Origin of the sequence: Actinoplanes sp. TFC3 (assembly GCF_001553785.1) — a bacterium.
Classification (GTDB): domain Bacteria; phylum Actinomycetota; class Actinomycetes; order Mycobacteriales; family Micromonosporaceae; genus Actinoplanes.
In genome coordinates this window covers 4,063,033-4,082,402 of sequence record NZ_LOJP01000001.1, presented here as the reverse complement: position 1 = coordinate 4,082,402, position 19,370 = coordinate 4,063,033, and the positions used below count along the sequence as shown (strand labels likewise).

General features: G+C 68.8%; 18 protein-coding genes and 1 pseudogene. 12 read left to right on the top strand and 7 right to left on the bottom strand.

The annotated features are described in order from the left end of the window. Nucleotides 1-22: 22 nt before the first annotated feature. The 4 genes from TFC3_RS18395 to TFC3_RS38550 all read left to right on the top strand — a co-directional run bounded on the left by TFC3_RS18395 (nucleotide 23) and on the right by TFC3_RS38550 (nucleotide 1,869). Nucleotides 23-427 (top strand): pyridoxamine 5'-phosphate oxidase family protein, encoded by a 405-nt coding sequence (locus TFC3_RS18395; protein WP_153040287.1) that lies wholly within the window; start codon nucleotides 23-25, stop codon nucleotides 425-427. Nucleotides 428-654: 227 nt separating this feature from the next. After that, nucleotides 655-1,017 carry a GntR family transcriptional regulator gene (locus TFC3_RS18390; protein WP_067507006.1) on the top strand — a complete coding sequence of 121 codons (363 nt, stop codon included), beginning with the start codon at nucleotides 655-657 and terminating at the stop codon, nucleotides 1,015-1,017. Nucleotides 1,018-1,156: 139 nt separating this feature from the next. Then, on the top strand, nucleotides 1,157-1,615 hold the full coding sequence (locus TFC3_RS38555) for a hypothetical protein (protein WP_236718190.1): 459 nt from the start codon (nucleotides 1,157-1,159) through the stop codon (nucleotides 1,613-1,615). Next, a complete protein-coding gene (locus TFC3_RS38550) occupies nucleotides 1,612-1,869 on the top strand; it encodes a hypothetical protein (protein WP_173745280.1) in 258 nt (85 codons plus the stop codon). The genes TFC3_RS38555 and TFC3_RS38550 overlap by 4 nt, the downstream gene beginning before the upstream one ends. Nucleotides 1,870-1,953: 84 nt before the next feature. Here TFC3_RS38550 and TFC3_RS18380 read toward each other — a convergent pair whose 3' ends face one another. Further along, entirely contained in the window at nucleotides 1,954-4,173 is a 2,220-nt protein-coding gene (locus TFC3_RS18380; protein ID WP_067501292.1) for a bifunctional diguanylate cyclase/phosphodiesterase, read from the bottom strand. Between the two features lie 41 nt (nucleotides 4,174-4,214). Then, nucleotides 4,215-6,509 carry a bifunctional diguanylate cyclase/phosphodiesterase gene (locus TFC3_RS18375; protein WP_067501290.1) on the bottom strand — a complete coding sequence of 765 codons (2,295 nt, stop codon included), beginning with the start codon at nucleotides 6,507-6,509 and terminating at the stop codon, nucleotides 4,215-4,217. A gap of 283 nt (nucleotides 6,510-6,792) precedes the next feature. Between TFC3_RS18375 and TFC3_RS37150 the strand changes: the two genes are divergently transcribed. Then, entirely contained in the window at nucleotides 6,793-7,179 is a 387-nt protein-coding gene (locus TFC3_RS37150; RefSeq protein ID WP_153040286.1) for a hypothetical protein, read from the top strand. On the opposite strand, the gene TFC3_RS18365 is transcribed toward TFC3_RS37150, so the two are convergent. Continuing rightward, on the bottom strand, nucleotides 7,173-7,385 hold the full coding sequence (locus TFC3_RS18365) for a hypothetical protein (protein WP_067501283.1): 213 nt from the start codon (nucleotides 7,383-7,385) through the stop codon (nucleotides 7,173-7,175). The two genes, TFC3_RS37150 and TFC3_RS18365, sit on opposite strands and share 7 nt — an antisense overlap. Nucleotides 7,386-7,534: 149 nt before the next feature. On the opposite strand from TFC3_RS18365, the gene TFC3_RS18360 reads away from it, so the two are divergent. The 4 genes from TFC3_RS18360 to TFC3_RS18345 are packed head-to-tail and all read left to right on the top strand — an operon-like array spanning nucleotide 7,535 to nucleotide 10,466. Then, entirely contained in the window at nucleotides 7,535-8,740 is a 1,206-nt protein-coding gene (locus tag TFC3_RS18360; protein WP_067501281.1) for a sensor histidine kinase, read from the top strand. After that, nucleotides 8,737-9,417: a response regulator transcription factor gene (locus tag TFC3_RS18355; protein ID WP_067501280.1), complete on the top strand. Its 681-nt coding sequence runs from the start codon at nucleotides 8,737-8,739 to the stop codon at nucleotides 9,415-9,417. The genes TFC3_RS18360 and TFC3_RS18355 overlap by 4 nt, the downstream gene beginning before the upstream one ends. A 20-nt stretch (nucleotides 9,418-9,437) precedes the next feature. Then, nucleotides 9,438-9,872: an SDR family oxidoreductase gene (locus TFC3_RS40190; RefSeq protein WP_067501277.1), complete on the top strand. Its 435-nt coding sequence runs from the start codon at nucleotides 9,438-9,440 to the stop codon at nucleotides 9,870-9,872. A 45-nt stretch (nucleotides 9,873-9,917) separates the two neighbouring features. Further along, nucleotides 9,918-10,466 (top strand): hypothetical protein, encoded by a 549-nt coding sequence (locus tag TFC3_RS18345; RefSeq protein WP_067501276.1) that lies wholly within the window; start codon nucleotides 9,918-9,920, stop codon nucleotides 10,464-10,466. A 7-nt stretch (nucleotides 10,467-10,473) separates the two neighbouring features. Here TFC3_RS18345 and TFC3_RS18340 read toward each other — a convergent pair. After that, nucleotides 10,474-10,677 (bottom strand): annotated as a pseudogene (locus TFC3_RS18340) (SDR family NAD(P)-dependent oxidoreductase); the annotation flags it as partial. Nucleotides 10,678-11,492: 815 nt separating this feature from the next. On the opposite strand from TFC3_RS18340, the gene TFC3_RS18335 reads away from it, so the two are divergent. Continuing rightward, the gene (locus TFC3_RS18335; RefSeq protein ID WP_067501274.1) at nucleotides 11,493-12,989 is read left to right on the top strand and encodes a GGDEF domain-containing protein; all 1,497 of its coding nucleotides are present in this window, start codon (nucleotides 11,493-11,495) and stop codon (nucleotides 12,987-12,989) included. A gap of 98 nt (nucleotides 12,990-13,087) precedes the next feature. On the opposite strand, the gene TFC3_RS18330 is transcribed toward TFC3_RS18335, so the two are convergent. Both TFC3_RS18330 and TFC3_RS18325 read right to left on the bottom strand, forming a co-directional pair. Beyond that, nucleotides 13,088-13,798 (bottom strand): anti-sigma factor, encoded by a 711-nt coding sequence (locus TFC3_RS18330; protein ID WP_067501273.1) that lies wholly within the window; start codon nucleotides 13,796-13,798, stop codon nucleotides 13,088-13,090. Next, on the bottom strand, nucleotides 13,752-14,330 hold the full coding sequence (locus TFC3_RS18325; RefSeq protein ID WP_067507005.1) for an RNA polymerase sigma factor: 579 nt from the start codon (nucleotides 14,328-14,330) through the stop codon (nucleotides 13,752-13,754). Before TFC3_RS18325 ends, TFC3_RS18330 begins: the two co-directional genes overlap by 47 nt. Nucleotides 14,331-14,484: 154 nt before the next feature. On the opposite strand from TFC3_RS18325, the gene TFC3_RS18320 reads away from it, so the two are divergent. Next, on the top strand, nucleotides 14,485-15,312 hold the full coding sequence (locus tag TFC3_RS18320; RefSeq protein WP_067501270.1) for a DUF4397 domain-containing protein: 828 nt from the start codon (nucleotides 14,485-14,487) through the stop codon (nucleotides 15,310-15,312). Then, nucleotides 15,309-15,986, top strand: coding sequence for a class F sortase (locus TFC3_RS18315; protein WP_067501267.1), 678 nt, complete (start codon nucleotides 15,309-15,311; stop codon nucleotides 15,984-15,986). The genes TFC3_RS18320 and TFC3_RS18315 overlap by 4 nt, the downstream gene beginning before the upstream one ends. Before the next feature lie 148 nt (nucleotides 15,987-16,134). On the opposite strand, the gene TFC3_RS18310 is transcribed toward TFC3_RS18315, so the two are convergent. Further along, nucleotides 16,135-19,290: a BTAD domain-containing putative transcriptional regulator gene (locus TFC3_RS18310; protein ID WP_082772145.1), complete on the bottom strand. Its 3,156-nt coding sequence runs from the start codon at nucleotides 19,288-19,290 to the stop codon at nucleotides 16,135-16,137. Between the last annotated feature and the right edge of the window lie 80 nt (nucleotides 19,291-19,370).

Below are 19,370 nucleotides of genomic sequence, written 5' to 3'. Positions count from 1 at the left end.
TGCTCAGGACGTCGGTGAGAGGATGCACACCATGTCCAGCCGACTTGATCAGAGTGTTCTCGACCGACTTGACCGGGAACCGCTTGCATGGTTGTGCACGCTGAGGCAGGACGGAAGCCCTCACCAAACCCCGGTGTGGTTCGTGTTCCACGATTCGACCTTGTGGATATGCAGCGCAGAGAAGAACCGGAAAATACGCAACGTGCTGTCTGACCCGCGGGTATCCGTAGCGCTGGAGGGCGGAGGCGCGCCCATTGTGGCGGAAGGCCGGGTGACGCTTCGCCCGTACGATTTCTCGCCGGACGTCATCGGACGATTCAAGACCAAGTACGACTGGGACATCACTGTTCCGATCGAACACGAGGGCCCGCGGGTGCTGCTGGAGATTCCCGTCGCGCGCTGGCTGCTCGCCGGCGTCGCACAGTAACGGCCACGGGCCGCCACGGGCTGGCACCACCAGACCCAACCAATGAGGTCACGCGCACGGATCTTCCGCCGAGCGCGCTCGTGGGACTGCGCCGATGAGTTCATGGTTGTGGTCGGCGCTCACGGTGACTCGTGCAGGGGCCACAGCTCGACTACGCCATGCGCGATGGCGCAGGGCGTGCGGTCGTGGCCGCCTGGTCGCCGTACCCGATCGTCACGAACTTCGCCATGGCAGGCCCCCTGCAACTCGTCCAGCAAGTGCGCCAGGCGGTGCTGCTGGGGTTTCTTCGACCCGGTGACCGCCTCCCGCTCATCCGCGAGGTGGTCGAGGACTTGGCGATCAATCCGAACACTGTCGCCAAGGCGTACCGGCAGATGGAGCAGGAAAACCTGGCCACCGGCAGACCCGGCCAGGGCACCTTCGTCAACGAACAGCAGTCAGCTGTGATGCCGGCCTCGACGTACACGTCGCTGCGCCGCGGCCTGACCACCTGGCTGCGCCGCGCCTACGCGGCCGGCCTCGACGAGCAGGCGGTCAACGCGCTCTTCACCTCCGTTCACCAGCAGACAAGGAACGAGGAAGTGGCGTGACAGCGGCCGAGTTCGCGCTGCGCACTGACGGGTTGGGCAAGCGGTACCGCAAGGGCTGGGCGCTGCAAGACTGCACTTTGGCCCTGCCGGCAGGCGGCGTGACTGCTCTGGTCGGGCCGAACGGCGCGGGTAAGACCACGTGCTGCGCCTGGTCGTCGGGTTGCTGGCGCCCAGCACCGGCACGGTGGAGGTCCTCGGCCACGATGTCACCGCCAGCACCCCGCAGACTCTGTCCCGGGTCGGGTTCCTGGCCCAGGACCACCCTCTGTACAAGCGTTTCACCGTGGCCGAGATGCTCCACTTCGGCCGGGCCTGCAACCGGCGGTTCGATCAGAAGCTCGCCGAGCGCCGGCTGGCGAAGCTGGGCATCCCGCTCGACCGCAGGACCGGTACGCTCTCCGGCGTGCAGCAGTTCTGCGGCGCAGCCTGCCCGCGCTCGGTGTCGCGTTCGGGGCGTTCCTCGCCGCCCGGATGCCGGTGGCGTTGCTGGCCCGTCCCGTGTACGCCACCCCGCTCACCACCATGGCGCCCATCCCCGTCGACGGCTCGAATGGCCAGGCAGGGCACCAAGCCGCGCCCACCCTCGCTGACTGGATGATCGAACACGGCTATGCGGACGTCACCGGGCGCAGGCTGAGCGCAACCGACTATTACGAGCTGGAGGATGCCGCAAACGAGGCCGGCACCAACCTCAACCAGTTCCTGCACGCACGAGGCATCCAGCAGTTCACGGTCTACCACCCAGCCGATCGGTTCTGGACGTTCCAGCTCATCGAGGCGGCCCTGTTCTTGACCACCGCCGCGGTGCTGATCGGTGTGGTGGTGTGGCGGGTTCGAAGCCGTATGATCTAGCGGCACCTCAGGCGCAGTGGTCCCATCGCCGAGGGGGTGCCAAGGCTCGCGAGCGTCGGGAACGCACTGCCACGGACGGTCATCTCACCGCAGGGCGTGCTCGTCGAGCAGGCGAATCACCTCAGCTGCCTCGGCCGGGGCGCCGAACAGGTACCCCTGGCCGTGGTCGCAGCCGATGCCGCGCAGCGTCTTCCACTGCTCGTCGGTCTCGATGCCTTCCGCCACGGTTTGCAGCTGCAGCGCCTGACACAGCCCGACGATGGCGCTGACCAGCGTCACGTCGCCCGCGTTCGTGTGCACCTGGTCGACGAACGACTTGTCGATTTTGATGGTGTCGACCGGTAGCTTCCTCAGGTAGTTCAGCGATGAATAGCCGGTGCCGAAGTCGTCGATGGCGAGCTGCACGCCCACCTTGCGCAGGGCCTCGAGGGTGGCGATGGCGTCGTCGATGTCCTGCATCAGCATCGACTCGGTGATCTCCAGGGTGAGGGCGCCGGGTGCGATGCCGGCCTGGGCGACAGCCGCGGCGACATCGTCCACCAGATTGGCGTGCTGGAACTGGCGGGCCGACAGGTTCACGTTCATGCGAAGGTGCCCTGCCTGGGGATTGTCCCGCTGCCACGACGCCAGTTGCTGGCACGCGGCGCGCAGCACCCAGCGTCCCAGCGGCACGATCAGCCCGCTGCTCTCGGCGTTGCCGATGAACTGGTACGGCCCGATCAGACCGTCGCGGGGGTGTTGCCAGCGGACCAGGGCTTCGGCGCCGATCAGCCGCTGGGTCTGCATGTCCACCACAGGTTGGTACAAAACGCGGAACTGCTCCTCGGCGAGGGCGCGTTCCATGTCGGCGCGCTGCTGGGCCTCCTGCAGCACCGTGTGGTGCATGCCGGGGTCGAAGACGGCGCAGGCATCCCGGCCGTCCCGTTTTGCCGCGTACATCGCCAGGTCGGCGTTGCGCAGCAGTTGCTCGGCCCGTACGTCGCCGGCGCCGAGGCTGGTGGCGATGCCGATGCTCAGCGTGCTCGTGATGTCCCGGCTGGCCAGCCGGGTCGGGCGGCGCGCTTCGCTGAGCAGGCGCCCGGCCAGGTGTTCGGCCTCCGCGGTGGTCATGTCCTCGATCAGGATGGCGAACTCGTCACCACCGAGGCGGGCCAGCAGGTCGCTCGGGCGCATCTGGGCCAGCAGCCGCCCCGAGATCTCGGTCAGCAGGTCATCGCCGGCGCTGTGCCCGAGGTTGTCGTTCACCAGCTTGAAATCATCAAGATCAATGAGCAGGACAGTGACGGGTACGTCCACACTGCCGTTCACCGCCTGCTCCAGCCGGTCGCGGAACAACGCCCGGTTCGGCAGCCCGGTCAGCGAGTCGGTGAAGGCCTGCCGGCCCAGCTGCTCCTCCAGTGCCCGGCGGGTGCCGATGTCGCGCAGGCTGATGACGACCGCCTGCACATCGGGGTCGGCCACCCGGTTGACGCCGATGACGTCCAAGTAGATCCAGGTGCCGTCGCCTCGCCGCAACCGGGTCTCCATACGCGCCGTGGAGCCCAGACCCGCACCGAAGATCTCGCTCAGCCAGGCGCTCACGCGCGGCAGATCCTCCCGGTGGACCAGGCGCGTGAGGTCGGCCCTGGTCGACGGGGGATCGTGGCCCAGCATGGTGCGTACCGAGGGGCTCGCGTACCAGACCGACCCGTCGACGCCCAGCGACAGCACCGCATCCGAGGACGCCTCCAGCAGCATTTCGGTGCGATGCTCGACGGACCGGCGCCGCCCGTCGATCCGGCGGCGGTTGTAGGCGTTGACCGCGTTGAGTCCCACCACGCCGCCTACCATCCCGACCAGCGTGGCGAGCGAGACGGGATTGAGGTCACGACCCGAGGCCACCAGCACCACAACGTACGAGGCCAGCATCCCGGCGCCGGTCTTGATCACCGTCTGGGGCGTGTACAACGCCGCAAGGGTGATCATGACCAGGACGGCGCCGGGAAGGTAGGCGTCGGTGCCGGCCGGGTCTTTGAGGCCGAACACCAGCAGCACCGGCAGTTCGGCAATCCACCACAGCACCAGCCAGCGGCGCACCGTGGCGTTCTGAACGTACCGCCGCCACGGCAGGAAGTAGCAGGCCCCCTGGAAAACCGCGGCCACCGCGAAGACGATCCCGAACCACCGCAGCTCGCGATCCCAGTCCAGCGCGATCCGCACAGCGCCCAAGATGGTGATGAAGCCCGCGATGGCAGCACCGATCCGGATCTGGCGAGTCCAGTAATCCGCCTCGTGACTGTCGAAGGCCTGCACACCTACACGCATCGGCACCGACGCCCCGGACGTGAGGAATTGACCAGCTGCCGTCAGTCAGCGACGAGAAGATCCTGCTGCGCCCGCGCCGGTGCCGTTGCTTCAAGCGACAGACGTTCAGCCACCTGCTCGGGGCGCAACGGCCGGGCGAAGATGTAGCCCTGCCCGTACTGATAGCCGAGGCCCTGCAGGAGCAAGCGCTGCTCGTCGGTTTCGATGCCCTCGGCAACCGAGGAAAAGCCGAGGGCGCTGGCCATCTGGCTGACCGCGGTAGCGACCGCCGCCTGTCGGCTGACCGTGGTGATCGACTCGACGAAGGAGCGGTCCAGCTTGAGCGTGGTGACCGGGGTGGTGAGCAGTAGCCCCAGCGAAGAAGCGGCGGTGCCGAAGTCGTCGAGCGCCAGCCGCACGCCCAGCGCCCGCAGGCGCAGCATGGCGTCCGCCGATTCCTCGTCATCGAGCACAGCCGTCTCGGTCACCTCGACGGTGAGGCACGCCGGTGGCAGCCCGGTGCTGGACAGCACGTCCGCCACCTCCTCGACGAAGCCCTCGGTACGCAGCTGACGGCCGGCCACGTTGACGCCGACGACCAGGTGCGCCGCAGCGGGAAACTCAGCATGCCAGCGAGCGGCTTGCCGGCACGCCTCGCGCAGGGCCCACCGCCCGATGGCCACGATGAGCCCGGAGCGCTCGGCCGCCGGGATGAACTCGACCGGTGACACCGTGCCGCGGACCGGGTGCTCCCAGCGGATCAGCGCCTCCACCCCGGTGGTGCTCAGGTCGCTGAGCCGCACGATCGGCTGGTAGACGAGCCGGAACTGCCCGGCCTCGATGGCCGCCGCGAGCTCGCGGATCATCTCAGCCTCGGCGCTGATCCGAGCGCCCATCTCGCTGGTGTAGTGCACGCTCGTACCCTTGCCGCGCCGTTTCGCCTCGTACATGGCAATGTCGGCGTTGCTGATCAGGGTGTCCGGCTCGTCGCCGGGGCCGGCGCAGGCCAAGCCGATGCTGGCCCGCGGGGAAACGATGAGGCCTTGCAGGTCGACGTTCTCGGCCAGGCGGCGCTGGATGTCGGCGGCGATCCGGTCGGCGGCCTCGCGGGTCGCGCCGCGCAGCAGGATGGTGAACTCGTCGCCGCCCAGGCGGGCCACCAGATCGCCCTCACGGACCGCTGCCCGCAAGCGGTCGCCGATGGTGGTCAGCAGCCCGTCACCGGCCGCGTGGCCCATGGTGTCGTTCACCGTCTTGAAGTCGTCGAGGTCGACCAGCAGGACAACGGTGCTTGCGTGCCCGGCGAGGGCCTGGCTCAGCTCCTCGGTGAAGCGGGCCCGGTTGGCCAGTCCGGTGAGCTGATCGGTGCTGGCCTGCCTGCGCAGTTGCGTCTCACGCTCGGTGAGGTGCCCGAGCGTCACGTCCAGCCGGCCGACCAGCTTGACGTTGTCCTGAAACGCGATCAGCTGCCGGATCGCCACCAGGCTCGTGAGCAGCACGACCCCCACGGTTGCACCCCACAGGCGGGTCGACACGTCGGAGGGCAGAACCATGAAGAACACGACGAAAATTAGGGCGATCATCCCGTACGGCAAAAGGCTGTACGGTTTGCGCTTGGATGTTTCCCGATCGTCTTGGGTACGTACGGTGAGCTCCTGGATGCGGGGCCCGGCGGCGATCAGCAGCGAGGGCAGCAGCAGGACCATGAACACGTAGAAGCGGTCGGGGTGCTGGAACGAGCCGGGCAGGAACGCGGCGACACCTTGCACGACCGGCGCGCAGACCATCGGCCACGCCGCGCTGCGGGTCATTGGAGGGCGGGGGATCAGGGACACCTTGGTGGCCGAGAACGCACCCACGATGACCAGCGCCGCGGTCAGGCTCGCGGTCACCCGGTTGACGTGCTGATCCACCGGGTTCACGGCGAAGCACCACGCCATCACACCGCCACCCACCAGTACGGTGGCCGCGTCGAGCCAGAAGACCAGCTTCTCCCGGGCCGAGTGCAGGCCTTGGGGGAACAGCATGCAGGCGAGCACGTTGCTGGACATGCCGATCGCGAAGAACACCGACTGCACCTGGCCGCCGTCGGTTGAGGCGGCGGACGGGACCAGGAAGTTGTGCAGGCACTGGAAGCTGTCGCCGATGGCGAAGGAAGCCCCGGCGAAGGAGATGCTGGTGTAGAACCGGCGGTATTCGGCAGCGGTGAGAAAGCGCAGCCGCCAGGCACCGATGCTGAGCGCGGCGTCCAGCGGCACCTGACCGAGCCAGAAGAACTGCGTCTGCCGGGTTTTGTCGCCGTCGAAGAGCAAGAACAGCGCAAAGCTGAGCAGGGTCACCACGAGCAGACCGAGCAATACAGGATCGCGCAGGAGGCCGGCTCCAGCGACCCGTCGACGCCGCGTATCCACCCTGCCTCCACGTGTTGACTCCAGCTCACATCGGCCGGTGCGCAGCAAACCTGAGGGTTCCCCGGTGCAGCTCGGCAGCCTCAGCCGGAACGCTGGTTCCCCTGCGCACCACTGCTACGCCCTGGCCTTGCCCGGCGGTGCCGGCAGCAGGACGCCGCCGATAGCGACGCCCTGGAATCAGACCAAGCCGCGGTGGTGGCGTGCGAAGAGCTGTCGATAGAACCAGTTGTTGCGGAACACGCCGGGCTGGTACGGCACGTCGACGCTGGCCGAGCTGGGCGCGAGCGAGCCGGTGGTCGACCCCCAGCTGCGGCGTGCCCACGTCCTGGTCGTCTGCGGCACCAAGGTGCTGGTGGAGGTGCTCAACCGCCTGGACGTGCCAGGCGTCGCGGTCACCGACGTGTCGCTGCACCGGCCCCGCCTGACGACGTCTTCCTGTCCTTGGCCGACTGCCGTGGCGACAACGGCGAGGCAGCCTGACCGAAGCCGCCCTGGCCTACCTGCTGCTGCTGTTGTTCGGGCCGGCGATGTCCTGGGTCGGTCCCGGCACGGCAAGAAGCAGGCGCCCTATGGACGCCTGCTTCGTACGGGGGAACCGGAGCCGGCTGGTCAGTGACGCTGGCGGTCAGCGCCCTTCAGGCCGCGGTAGATCGCCGTGATAACGAGGAACAGCGCTCCGGCCAGCACGACGGTGATCAGCGCGTTGACCGCAACCGGCAGGTCCCGCACCAGGTACTGCTTCACGTAGTTGCATCCGAGGATGACGATCAGGTAAACCCACCACGGTGCCCATTTATTGGTGCCTTGCTTTTCCGGGCTCATCGAATAACCTCTTTCGGGTCACCGGCACTGCGTCCATTCTGGCCGAGCCGGGCCGCATTGCCATCCATAAGGGGAATGAGAATCGTCTCCTCATTTAGTAGGACGCGCCTTTTTCCCGTACGTGATATTCTGACGTTTATGTATTTGACATGCTCGATGTGATGCTGAAACTGTCGCGATGGCCGCTGCTGAGCCAAGAGGCGCTCATCGTCGGAGCCTCCGTGGTCACCGGTGGCCTGCTCTACCTGGCCGATCTCTATCCGCTGTACGTGACGGGCACGGCCGACCTCGCTCCGATGTGGTTACGGGTGGCGCTGTTCATCGCGATCTGCATCGTCGAGTTCTTCCGGCGCCTGGCCCCGGCCGCCGCGCTGAGCCTCGGCGGAGTGATCCTCGCGGTCGACTGCTTCCATGGCCCGACCATCCCGGTGCTGCTGGTCTTCGCCGATCTGCTCTACACAGCCACGCTCTACGGGCCGCGCAGGCTGCACCGGCAGATGGCGCCGATCGCCGCGGTGGGCCTGCTGGCCCTGATCACCCTGGCGTTCGTGCTGCAGCGCGACTGGCGGGTGCCGCTGATCGCCGCGGTGACCGCACTGCCGTTCATCGTCATCCCGATCTGGTGGGCGGCCAACGTTCGCCAGCACCGCGACATCGCCGAAGTGGAGCGGGCCAACGCCGCCCAGCTGGCCCAGATCGCCCGGCTCGACCGGTCCGCCGCGATCGTTGCGGAACGCGCCCGGATGGCCCGGGACTTGCACGACATCATCGCCGGGCACCTGTCGGCGATCGCGATCCAATCGGAGGCGGTGCTGGCCATGGACGACGACCCGGGCACCGCCCGCCGGGTACTGGCCGCCGTACGCCTCAACAGCGTCCAAGCGCTGGAGGAGATGGGCGCCATGGTGCGGCTGCTGCGCGCCGACGGCACCGCCTCGGACGAGACGATGGCCCCGACCCGCCTGTCCGACCTGCCCAAACTGGTGGAGTCGGCGCGGGCCAGCGGGATCGAGGTCGAGGTCGAATGCCAGCTCGACGACGATGTTCCCCTTCCCGCCGCGGTCGACCTGACCGCATACCGCATCACCCAGGAGGCGCTGACCAACGTGGCCAAACACGCTCCGCAGACCAAAGCCCTGGTCGACATCCGGCAGCAGCTCGACGTCCTGATCGTGCGGGTGGCCAACGACCTGGCCGGAACGTCGGCCACGGTCGCGCATCCCGGCGTGTCGCACCGAGGCCTGCTCAACATGCGCGAACGCGCGGCCGTGGTGGGCGGCAGCTTCTCGGCCGGTCCGGACGGCTCGAGCTGGCAGGTCCGCGCGATCCTGCCGACCACCGGGAGCCAGGCGTGACCATCAAAGTGCTGGTCGCCGACGACCACGGCTCGGTGCGGGCGGGTATCGCGCTGATTCTCAACAACGCCAAGGACATCGAGGTCGTCGGCGAGGCCGCGGATGGCACCGAGGCCATCGCCCAGGCCCGGGCGCTGCATCCGGACGTGGTGCTGATGGACGTACGGATGCCGGGCATGAACGGCATTGCGGCAACCCGGGTCCTCACCTCCGAGAGGCTCTGCGAGGTGCTGGTTCTGACCACCTTCGATCTCGACGAGTACGTGTACGGCGCGCTGCGGGCCGGCGCGGCGGGCTTTCTGCTCAAGTCGGTCGAGGCCGGCCCCCTGACCGAAGCGGTCCGGGTGGTCTCGGCCGGCGACGGCGTGCTGGCCCCCGAGATCACCCGCAAGCTCATCTCGGCGTTCGCGTCGAGCGCCGACCCGATGCCGCTGGCCAAGCCGGCGACCGGGCTTGACGAGCTGACCGAGCGGGAACGCGACGTCCTCGTCTGCCTGGGTGAGGGACTGTCGAACGCGCAGATCGCCGCGCAATTGTTCATCGGTGAGACCACCGTCAAGACCCATGTCTCGAAGGTGCTGTCCAAGCTCAGTCTGCGCTCCCGCGTACAGGCCGCCCTGCTCGTGCAGGAAATGGACCGCACCATCACCGGGGAGCAGCCCGGCAACGACCGCTGACCCGCTGACAAGGAGGAAACGTGTCCCGATGGATACGTACGCGTGCCCGCTCGACGCCGACCAGCATCGACCTGATCTGCCTCGCGCACGCGGGCGGCTCGGCCAGCTTGTTCCGGCACTGGTCCCATCCGCTGCCCGAGCACGTCCAGCTCGCCGTCGTGCTGTCCGCGGCGTGCTCGCGCTACCTGGCGCCGTATCTCGGGGCCGCCGGCATCCGGGTGAACCTGGTGGCGGCCGGCCCGCTGCGCACGATGGCCGCGTTCGGCATCGGCGAGAGCAGGCGGGAAGGCTTCACCCGGCAGGCGCAAGCCTGGCACGAGCAATCCCCGCTGGGCTGGGACCCCGCCGACTTCGTTCCGGTGGCCAAAAGCTGCGTGACCCTGCTGCCGGGCTGGCTGCCGGCCACCACCGGTGAGATCCTGCACGTCGACGGGGGGCGCCCACGCCGTCGGTGACCGGCCCGGCGTCAAGGCCGCCCCGCTCGCGGAGGTAGCAGCCCGGTGATCGTCGCCGTGATCATCGCCTGCGAGGTCGGTTTCTGGGCCATCCTCGCGGCCGGCCTGTTCGCCCGCTACATCCTGCGCCGCAAACGACTCGGCGCCGTCCTGCTGGTGTGCGTCCCGGTGACCGACCTCGTGCTGATCGCCGCGTCGATCGCCGATCTGCTCAGCGGCGCGCAGCTCGCCGCCGTGCACGGACTGGCCGCGGTCTACCTGGGCTTCAGCGTCGCGTTCGGACCGGATCTGGTGCGCTGGGCCGACGTCCGGTTCGCGCACCGGTTCGCCGGCGGGCCGCCGCCGCCCAGACCACCCCGGTACGGCCGGGCAAAGGTCAGCTACGAGTGGCGGGCCTGGCTGCGGTGCCTCGTCGCGTGGGCCATCACCTGCGTGGGGACCGCCGTGCTGGGACTGGTCTCCGGCGAAAGCCTGGACAGCCCCGCGGTCTTCGGCTACACCGTGCAGGCCACCATCATCATGATCGTCTGGTTCATCGGCTGGCCGCTGCGGACGACGCTCTCACCGCCCAAAGCCCCCGTCGGAGAACGGTAACCGGACGTCAACCGGTCATCCCGCCGCCCACCTGTAGCACCTGCCCAGTGACGTAGGTGGCGCGGGGGCCGTATGAGATCGCGACCACGGCCCGGCACACCGTGTACGAGCCGGTGAGATTGGTGTCCAGCACCGCATGCCACTGCTCGTCACTCATCCGCGCCAGCGGGACGTCGCGCACGGTCCCGGCCGAGTCCACCACGACATCGGACCGTCCTGCTCGACGTGCTCGTCAAGGTGTCGAATGGTGCTCGCATGAGCAATTCGCTGAGCCGGTCGACCACATTGCCGGTCGTATTGCGAGCCTACCAGAGTAATTCGCTTGATCAATGTTTTGTCGATCGGTGTTCAATTCCGCGAACGAAACACCAGACCGCCGGACGGAGCCGTCCGCGTATTGATGATCGGGAGATCAGAGCGAAATCCCGGTACCCCGGCCGGAACGCCCGGCTCTCATCCCGCAACGCACGAGGTACGGGCTGCCGGCCATCACGGTTGCGCAGCGCGCCGGCTCGCGCACGGCAGCTACCGCCCATGCCCGCGGTCCTCCGCACCAGCCGACGGGGGACCGGCAGACTCCGCTGGGTCTTCAAGTGGCCTGCGAGCAAGTATCGGGCTCGGCATGGAGCCTTTCGAGGGTCCGGAGGAGCTGGCGGGCGAGGTAGCGCATGAGGCAGCGCCGGGTTCCTTTGGTGGTTCTTCCTTCGGCTCGGCGTCGTTCGGCGCAAGCGCGGACGTCGTGCGGGTTTCTCCCACCTCTTCGGTATGCAGATCGGCAGCCCGGGGCAGGGTCCAAGCCCTGAGAGGGCCCCGGTTGGTGGGCGGGCCTGCGGCGATGGGCGAATCAAGGTCGACGTCGACCTCAATTAGCCCGCTGACCTGCCGAAGAGGTGACTGTCGCGGCACAGCAAGCGGCACGGAAGACACCGTTGCGGGGAGCACGTCGTCATGATTCAGCCAGCCCACCACGGCCCGCTTGCGGCGCCGCGAGTCATGCGCTGGTGTACGGCGGCCTGCACTGCGGCCGTGGCGTGGTTCTTGATGGTCATGGTGCAACCGGTCGAGCCGATTCTGCTGGGGTGGCTGCTGACGCCGGCGGCTGTTCTCTGCGCGGTGCTCGTGTGCTGGCAGGCCGCGAAGGCTCGCGGCGGACGTACGATCGCGGGCATCTTCTGGCGGCGCGTGGCCGTGGCCCTTGCCGTGTTCGCGATCTCGATGATCGCCCGGATCATCGACTCGGTGGAACCCGACCTGTCGATGACGGCTCGGATGAGCGTAACCTCCGCCGGCCTGCACGCCGCCGGTGTCGCTTTGATGATGTGGGCGCTGGTTCTGCTTCCGGCCGGGACGCACAACCGGGTTCAGCGAGCGGCTCTGTGGCTGGACCTCGGCACGGTCACCGTGGCCGCGGCGACCTTCCTGTGGCACTTTGCCGGAACTGCGATCCTGGCCGCGCCGGGCCGCAACCCGGTGACGGTGGTGGCCAGCATCGCGCTGATGATCGCCGGCCTGATCTGTCTGCTGATCATCGCGAAGGTCGCGCTGGCCGGCACCAGCGTGCTCGATCCGTACGCACTGCGCATGCTCGGCGCTGCGCTGGGCGTCGGTGGGCTCGGCACGGCCCTGGTGGTCGTGCTCGTGCCACCGGCGTACATCGACCCCAGCCTGCTGATCGTGCCGGTAGCCGTGTTGCTCATCGCGGGGGCCGCACGCCGTGACCTGCTGTCCGAGTCCGGCACCGAGGAACGGGCCACCCGGCCGCGCCGCCGGTTCAGCCTGCTGCCCTACACCGCGGTCGCGGCGACCGACACGCTGATGCTTCTCACCATGCAGCAGGACACGGGCGACCGCATGCTGATCGCCGTGGCCGGCGTCAGCCTGACCGTGCTGGTGATCGGACGGCAGATCCTGACCTTCCACCAGAACGAAACGCTGCTCACCCGTCTCGACGAGGCTCAGCAACGCCTGCAGCACGACGCGACGCATGACGCGCTCACCGGGCTGGCCAACCGGTCGTTGTTCGAGCAACGGCTGACCGCCGCCGCCCAGCACGGTCCGTCGAACGGCGGCTTCACGGTGGCGGTCATCGATCTCGACGGCTTCAAAAGCGTCAACGACACCCAGGGGCATGCAGCGGGGGACAGCTTGCTGCGGTACGTCGCGGACACCTTGCGGTGCGGGGTCCGCAGCCAGGACACCGTGGCTCGCCTCGGCGGTGACGAGTTCGTCATCCTGTTCCACGACCTCACCGGCGAGGCCGTCGATGACATCATCGTGCGCCTGCACGCCACCCTGGCCCAGCCCGCCGACCTCGACGGGCACCACCGTGTTGTCAGGGCCAGCTTCGGGGCCGCCGGGGGAGTCCCCGGCGTTGACCCGGCAGCGGTCCTGCGCGACGCCGACCTCGCGATGTACCGGGCCAAGAGCCGTGGCGGCGGATTCGAGCGGCACCGCGAACGGGAAGCAGACAGCGAGACCACGCGGATCCCGGGGACACCGCAGCCGACCAGCACGTCCGGCTGACCAGCCGGTGCGCTCGGGCCAGGCTCCCCGGCGGCCGGATCCCCGCGGTCGCCCGGATGCGTTCCACAGTGAACCTGGACCTGGCGGCGCCGGGCTGCCTAGTAGGTCAAGGTGCCGCGCAGCAGGCTCCGGCCGGAGTGCGTCGCGTCGCCGTCGTGCGGTTCGTCGCTGACGTCGACCAAGCGGTAGCGGTTCATGTCGACGCCCACCGGCACCGGCAGCACCGCGTCTGGCTTCTCGGGCAGGTTACCGATCGCCACCATCTTCGCCGGATCGTCCGGGTCGATCAGCCAGACCTCGTGGAAGCCGGTGGTCAGCGGCAGGTTCCGGATGTCGATGCGCAGCTGACCGTCGGACAGCACCTGTACCGTGCCGCCGGCGGCTGCCGGCACGGTGGGTAGCGGCGACAGCGTTGCCCGCGCGGCTACGGTTTCGGCCGGAGGGCGCCGGAGGTAGCGGTCCACCGTGACCGTGCCCACCACCGCGAGGACCGCCGCAGCAGCGGCAGCGAGCACCGGCGCGAGCCAGGGGCGCCGCGGCCGGCTGTTGCGCTCCGGCCGTGGCGTGACGTCGGCGACCGGGGTGACGGGTGCAGCGATGCCTGCCTCGATGCGCTGCCAGAGATGCTCCGGCGGCGCGGGAAGGTTGCTCAGCCCCTGGCTCTCGGCGCCGAGGCCGGCAACGGTGCGCAGCGTGTCGAGTTCATCGCGGCAAGGCTCGCACCGCTGCAGGTGGCCGGTCTCGTCGGACTCCGCGGTCTGCTCAGAGAGCGCGAGAAGTACCAATCGATCGGGGTCGAGATGCTGCACCGTCCACCTCCCAACGACGTCGCAAGTTCGCCAGTCCCCGGCGGATATGGCTTTTCACCGTACCGAGCGGCATGCCGGTGACGGCCGCGATCTGCGGATGGGTCAGATCGTCGAAGAACGCCAACTCCAGCGTGCGCCGCTGCTCCGCAGGCAACCGGCTCAGCTCATCGGCGACCACGAGCCGGTCGACGATCTGCTCGGGGCGTTCCGGCTCCTCCGGCGGCGCCACCTGGGCCCGTACGGTCTCGGTCACCCGGTTGTCGCGGGCCATCGAACGAATCCGGTCGATCGTCTTGCGCCGGGCTATGCCGAGCAGCCAGGCCAGCATTGTGCCGCGCTGCGGGTCGAACGAATCCCGCCCGGACCAAGCCGCCACGAACGTCAGCTGGGTGACGTCCTCGGCGTCGGCTTGGTTGCCCAGCAGCCGATGAGCCAGGTGGAGCACCGCAGCGCCGTGCCGTTCGTACGCTGTTCGCAACGCCTTCTCGTCGCCGTCGCGCAAGCGCTCGGCGAGCTCGTCGTCGGAGCTCATCATCCTCCCCTCGGCGTCATCGTTCCCGTGCCTGTTTCGGTCCGCGACCGCTTCCTGGATGCAGCAGATTTATCACATCCGGGTTCGCATCCACCTCCCACCGCCGCGTCGAAGACCAGGACATCGGATCAATACGTTGTCAGAGGGAGTCCTGATGCTCGTCATGAGTCTGCGCCGCACGGCCGCGGTCGGTGCGGTGGCCCTGATCGCTTTCGGCACCGCCGGAGCGTTCGCATCCAGCCCCGCCGCCGCCGCAAAGGCCAATGCCCAGGTGTCCGTTGTGCACGGCATACCGGGCCAGCCGGTGGACGTCTACGTCAACGGCAAGAAGACCATTCCCGGTTTTCAGCCCGGAAAGGTCGCCGGACCGCTGAGCCTGCCCGCCGGCGAGTACGACATCGCGCTCACCAAGCCGGGCGACGCGATCGGCGACGCGTTGCTGACCGTCGATGACGCCAAGGTTCCCGGTGGCGCGAACATCAGCTTGGTTGCCCACCTCAGCGTGGACGGCAAGCCGGTGCTGACCCCGTTCGTCAACGACACCGCCAAGCTGGCTGCGGGCCAGGCGCGGCTGGTCGTACGGCACACCGCGGCGGCCCCGGAGGTCGACGTGCGCGCCGGTGGCAAGCCGGTGTTCGAGGGTCTGAGCAATCCCGAACAGGCCAAGGCCGACATCGATGCGGGCACGGTGTCCGCCGACGTGGTGCTGGCCGGCACAAGCACCCGGGTGCTCGGGCCCGCCGACCTGAACCTGAAGGAAGGAACGGCGACGATCGTGTACGCCGTGGGCTCGGCCGACGACAAGACTCTCGACCTGGTGACGCAGTCGATCAGCGGGCTGCACTCGGCGCCCGGTGGCGTGCCCAGTGGAAACGGCGGTCAAGCCGACCGCGGACCGGCGCCGGCCTGGTACGGCGTGGGCATCGCCGGTGTCCTGCTGGGCCTGCTGGGGCTTTCGCGGCTCGTGGCCGCCCGTCGATGAGCGGACTTCGTGGCACGTCCCGGCGCTCGCCGGGGCGTGCCCTGCTTCTTCTGCTTCTCGGCGCGCTGCTCACCACCTCCGCCGGCGTGGCGGCGTGCCGTTCCAAGCCTGCCGCTGACTTCGGTGCGCCGGCGGCGACCGCGTCCCCGGTGGCGCCGGCACCCGCGCCGTCCACCGCCGGTCCCGTACCGATCCAGCACGGCAGGCCCGCGGCGACCGCACCCGACTCACCCACCCGGCTGGCCATTCCGGCGCTGAAGCTGACCGCCGCTGTTGATGCCGTGGGCATCGACGAGCAGACCGGCGACTTTGCTGTACCCCCGAGCGTGGACCGCGTCGGCTGGTACAAGTTCGGGCCCGGTACGTCGGCCGCCGCGGGTTCCATCGTCATCGCAGGTCATGTGGACAGTGCTGAGGAAGGCGAAGGAGCGTTCTTCCGGCTTGGCTCCCTCGAGGCCGGCGACCAGGTCGAACTCACCAGTACCGGCGGCATTTCTCGTACGTTCCAGGTGGTGGCCCGGCAGCGGTACCGCAAGACGGCGATCCCGCTGCAGAAGTACTTCGCCCGCGACGGTGACGTCCGGCTCACGCTGATCACCTGCGGCGGCCCGTTCGACCAGCGGACCCGCCACTACCGCGACAACGTGGTTGTCACCGCGACGCCGATGTCCTGACCCGGGTGCACCGGCCGGGTGGGTTCGCGGTGGGCAATCACCACGTACCGGCCGTGTATGCGTGGTCTATGCGCTGTGCCGGTAGCTTCATGCGTGTCCGGCAGCACCGGCAGCGGGCAGGAGGGCCCGAAGGTCACCTCAGCCGCGCTCAGTGGCCACCTGCCGCGACAATCGCAGTCAGCGTCTCGGGATCGGTGTAGCGGCCTGACTCGTTCTGCAGGCGCAGGGCGAGCGCGGCCTGGCTGGCTGCTTCGGCGACGCGACCCTGGTCATTGTTGACTTCCGCTAGCGCGGCCAGCGCCGCGCCCTCCAAGCCGCGGTAGCCGTAGCGACGGGTCTCGGCGAGCAACGACGTCAGATCCGGGGTGCCCGGCGCGGGGGCGCCGGCCTGGCCGGACACAGTCCATCGATGCTCGGCCAGCGCAAGAGCGATCGCGTGGGTCAGTGTCAATGAACGGGTCTGTGCGGTCGCGGTCAGCTGGTACGCGCTGCGGTGGTATTCGATCGCGCGGTCGTGCTCGCCCAGGACGTCGTGCACCTCGGCGGCTTCGTGCAGCACAAAGCCGAGGTCACGGGCGTCAAGTCCGGCGGGGATGGCCAGTGCTCGCTGAATGTGGGGCAGCGCCGTGCCGGCCGCACCAAGTCCGCGCCAGGCTGCGGACAGGTTGACCAGCGCACCGATCAGGCAGGAGACATGACCGACCTCGTCCGCGATGCTCAAGGCCTCTGCTGCTTGCCGGGTGGCCGCGCTGAACTTGCCGCACAGCAGGCTGAGCCCAGCCGAGTTGGTCAAGATGATCGCCTGCCCGATCCGCGAACCCTGCTTCTCGATGACGGTCAGCGCCTGGCGGAACAGATCTCCGGCCAGCTTGAGCTCACCCTGTTCCGCGCGATAGGCACCGAGAAGCTGCAGGGTACGGCCTTCGTTCAGCCGGTCACCCAGGTGCCGGCTGATGACCAGGGCAGCCTCCAGTTGCTGCACCGCGGCGGTGAGACCGCCCAGTTGACCGTGCAAGGCTGCGGTGGAGCTGAGAGCAAGCTGTTCAGCCTCGGGCCAATGCGCGCGGCGGGCGAGGCGCGCTGCTTCGGCGTACCGGGCGATCCCGGCGGTGAAATCGCACCTGCCGTCGGCGATACGCGCCAGGGCGATCTGCGCCGCCGTCTGGCCCTTCAGGTCGTCTGCCGACTCAGCCGCTTGGGCACCGGCGGCGGCCACCACCGCCCAGGTGTCCAGGTCGACCCGAGTCCACAGATACCTGCCCACCGCATCGGCCAGCCGGGTCACCAGGCTGGCGATGCCGGGCTCGCGACTCACGCCGCAGGCGGCGATGAGGTTGGGCAACTCCGCGGCGAACCAGGTCTGAGCGGCGGCTGCATCCCCGCCGAAGTGATCCACGCCAGCCCAGCCCGGCAGACGCAGGGCACCCGGTTGCAGAATCCGGTCCGCAGCCTCGGTCAGGTCACGGTAGTGCTCGTAGAGGCGGTGCAAAGCCGCCGTCTGGTCCGGTGCGCCCGGCTTGGTCCGCGCGTACTCCCGGATCAGGTCGTGGAAAGCGAAGCGGTTGATGCCCCGGCGCACCACGAAATGCGCGTTGACCAGGCGCAGCAGATCCGGCTCGACAGCCTCTGGCGGGACGCCGGCGAGTGCGGCGGCGGCGCTGGTGGTGAAACCCGGCCCGGGTACGAGGCTGAGGAGCCTGAGCAACCGCTGTTGACCAGCGGTGAGTCCGCGCAGGGAGAGATCGAACGCGGCAAGCACCGCACGTTCGGTATTGCCCCGCGCGCGGGCGCCGGCCTGGTGCTCGGTCAGGTAGCCGGTGATGCTCTGAGCCGGGTCTTCGGCTACGTCGGCAGCGGCGATGCACAATGCCAGGGGCAGCCACCCGCAACGCCGGGCCAGGGTCCGGGCGGCTGCGGCTTCGCGGCGCACGCGGGCCGGACCGACGATGCGCACGATGAGCTCAAGCGCCTCGTCCTCCATCAGTGCAGCGAGTGGCACCTGCCGGGCGCCGTGCCGGGCGATCAGCCCGGCCAGCCGGTTACGGCTGGTCACCACGACTGCGTTACCGCTTCCGCCCGGCAGCAATGGCACCACCTGTTCGGCGGAGGCGACGTTGTCCAGGACCATCAACAGCCGTTTGCTCGCCAGCAGTGAACGCAGCAGAGCCGCAGCCTCGTCGATGGCCGGCGGCACCCGGTCCGCTTCGACACCCAGAGACCAGAGCAACCGGCGCAGCGCCTCGGCGGGTGCGGTGACTGGCTCTGCGCTGAAACCACGCAAATCAACGAAGATCTGCCCGTCGGGGAAATCGGCCACAGCGCGCCGTGCCCATTCCACAACCAGCGTCGTCTTACCGACCCCGGCCGGACCGACTACTGCCAGCACCGGTAGCCGTCCCGAGTCCTGGGCATCTGCCAGAGCGGTGTCAAGTGCCGCGGTTTCGCGGGTCCGACCGGTGAAATGCCCCGAGGCAGGCGGGAGTTCGGCTGGCCGGGCGACCACCGCGGACTCGGCCCCGACCGGCACCCCAGCCGGGCGCTGCAGCGCGGGATCCTGCCGAAGCACCGCTTGGTGCAGCCCGGCCAGCTCAGCACCGGGCTCCACACCGAGCTCCTCGGCCAGGGCGGCGGCGGTTTGCCGATAGGCGGCCAGCGCGTCGCTCTGCCGGCCCGCCCGGTAGAGCGCCAGCATGAGCAGGGCCACGAAGCGTTCTCGATACGGATGCTGGCGGACCAGCGCGGTCAGCTCGCCGACAAGCTCCGCTGCGCCACCACGATGCAGGTCCAGTTCGACGCGCCGCTCAACAGCGAGCAGCCAGCGTTCCTCCAGCCGGGCGGCCTCATCTTCGACCGCCTCCAGGGACCCCACGTCGCCAAAGGCCGCACCGCGGCGCAGCGCCACCGCATCGGCCAACGCTGGCCGGGCGGCCTCAGGCTCGGCGCGCTCCAGTGCCATTTCGGCCTGCGTGCACAGGGCCGCGAAGTGTTTGATGTCGGTCCACACCCGGTCGGTGTGCAGCCGATAGCCGGGCCGGCCGCTGCCACTGATGATCTGTTCGCCGAGGATACGACGCAGCCCGTGAACGTAGGTGCGCAGATTGTTGCGCGCGGAATGGGGAGCCTGAAAACTCCACAGTGCTTCAATCAACTCGCCGGACGGTATCTCAACATCCGGGCGGCACAGCAACAGCGCAAGCAGGGCGCGCTGCTTGGGCGGCCCGGCGGTGATCGCAGCACCCCCGGCGGTGACGACTATCTCCCCGAACGCATAGATCCGGACCACGTCATGATCTGAAGAAGACATCGCCTAGAAGATAGACCGCAGACGCCAGCGTGGACATTGCTCCCGGCCAAACCTGCGAGTGTCCGGGTCACCTTACGAGT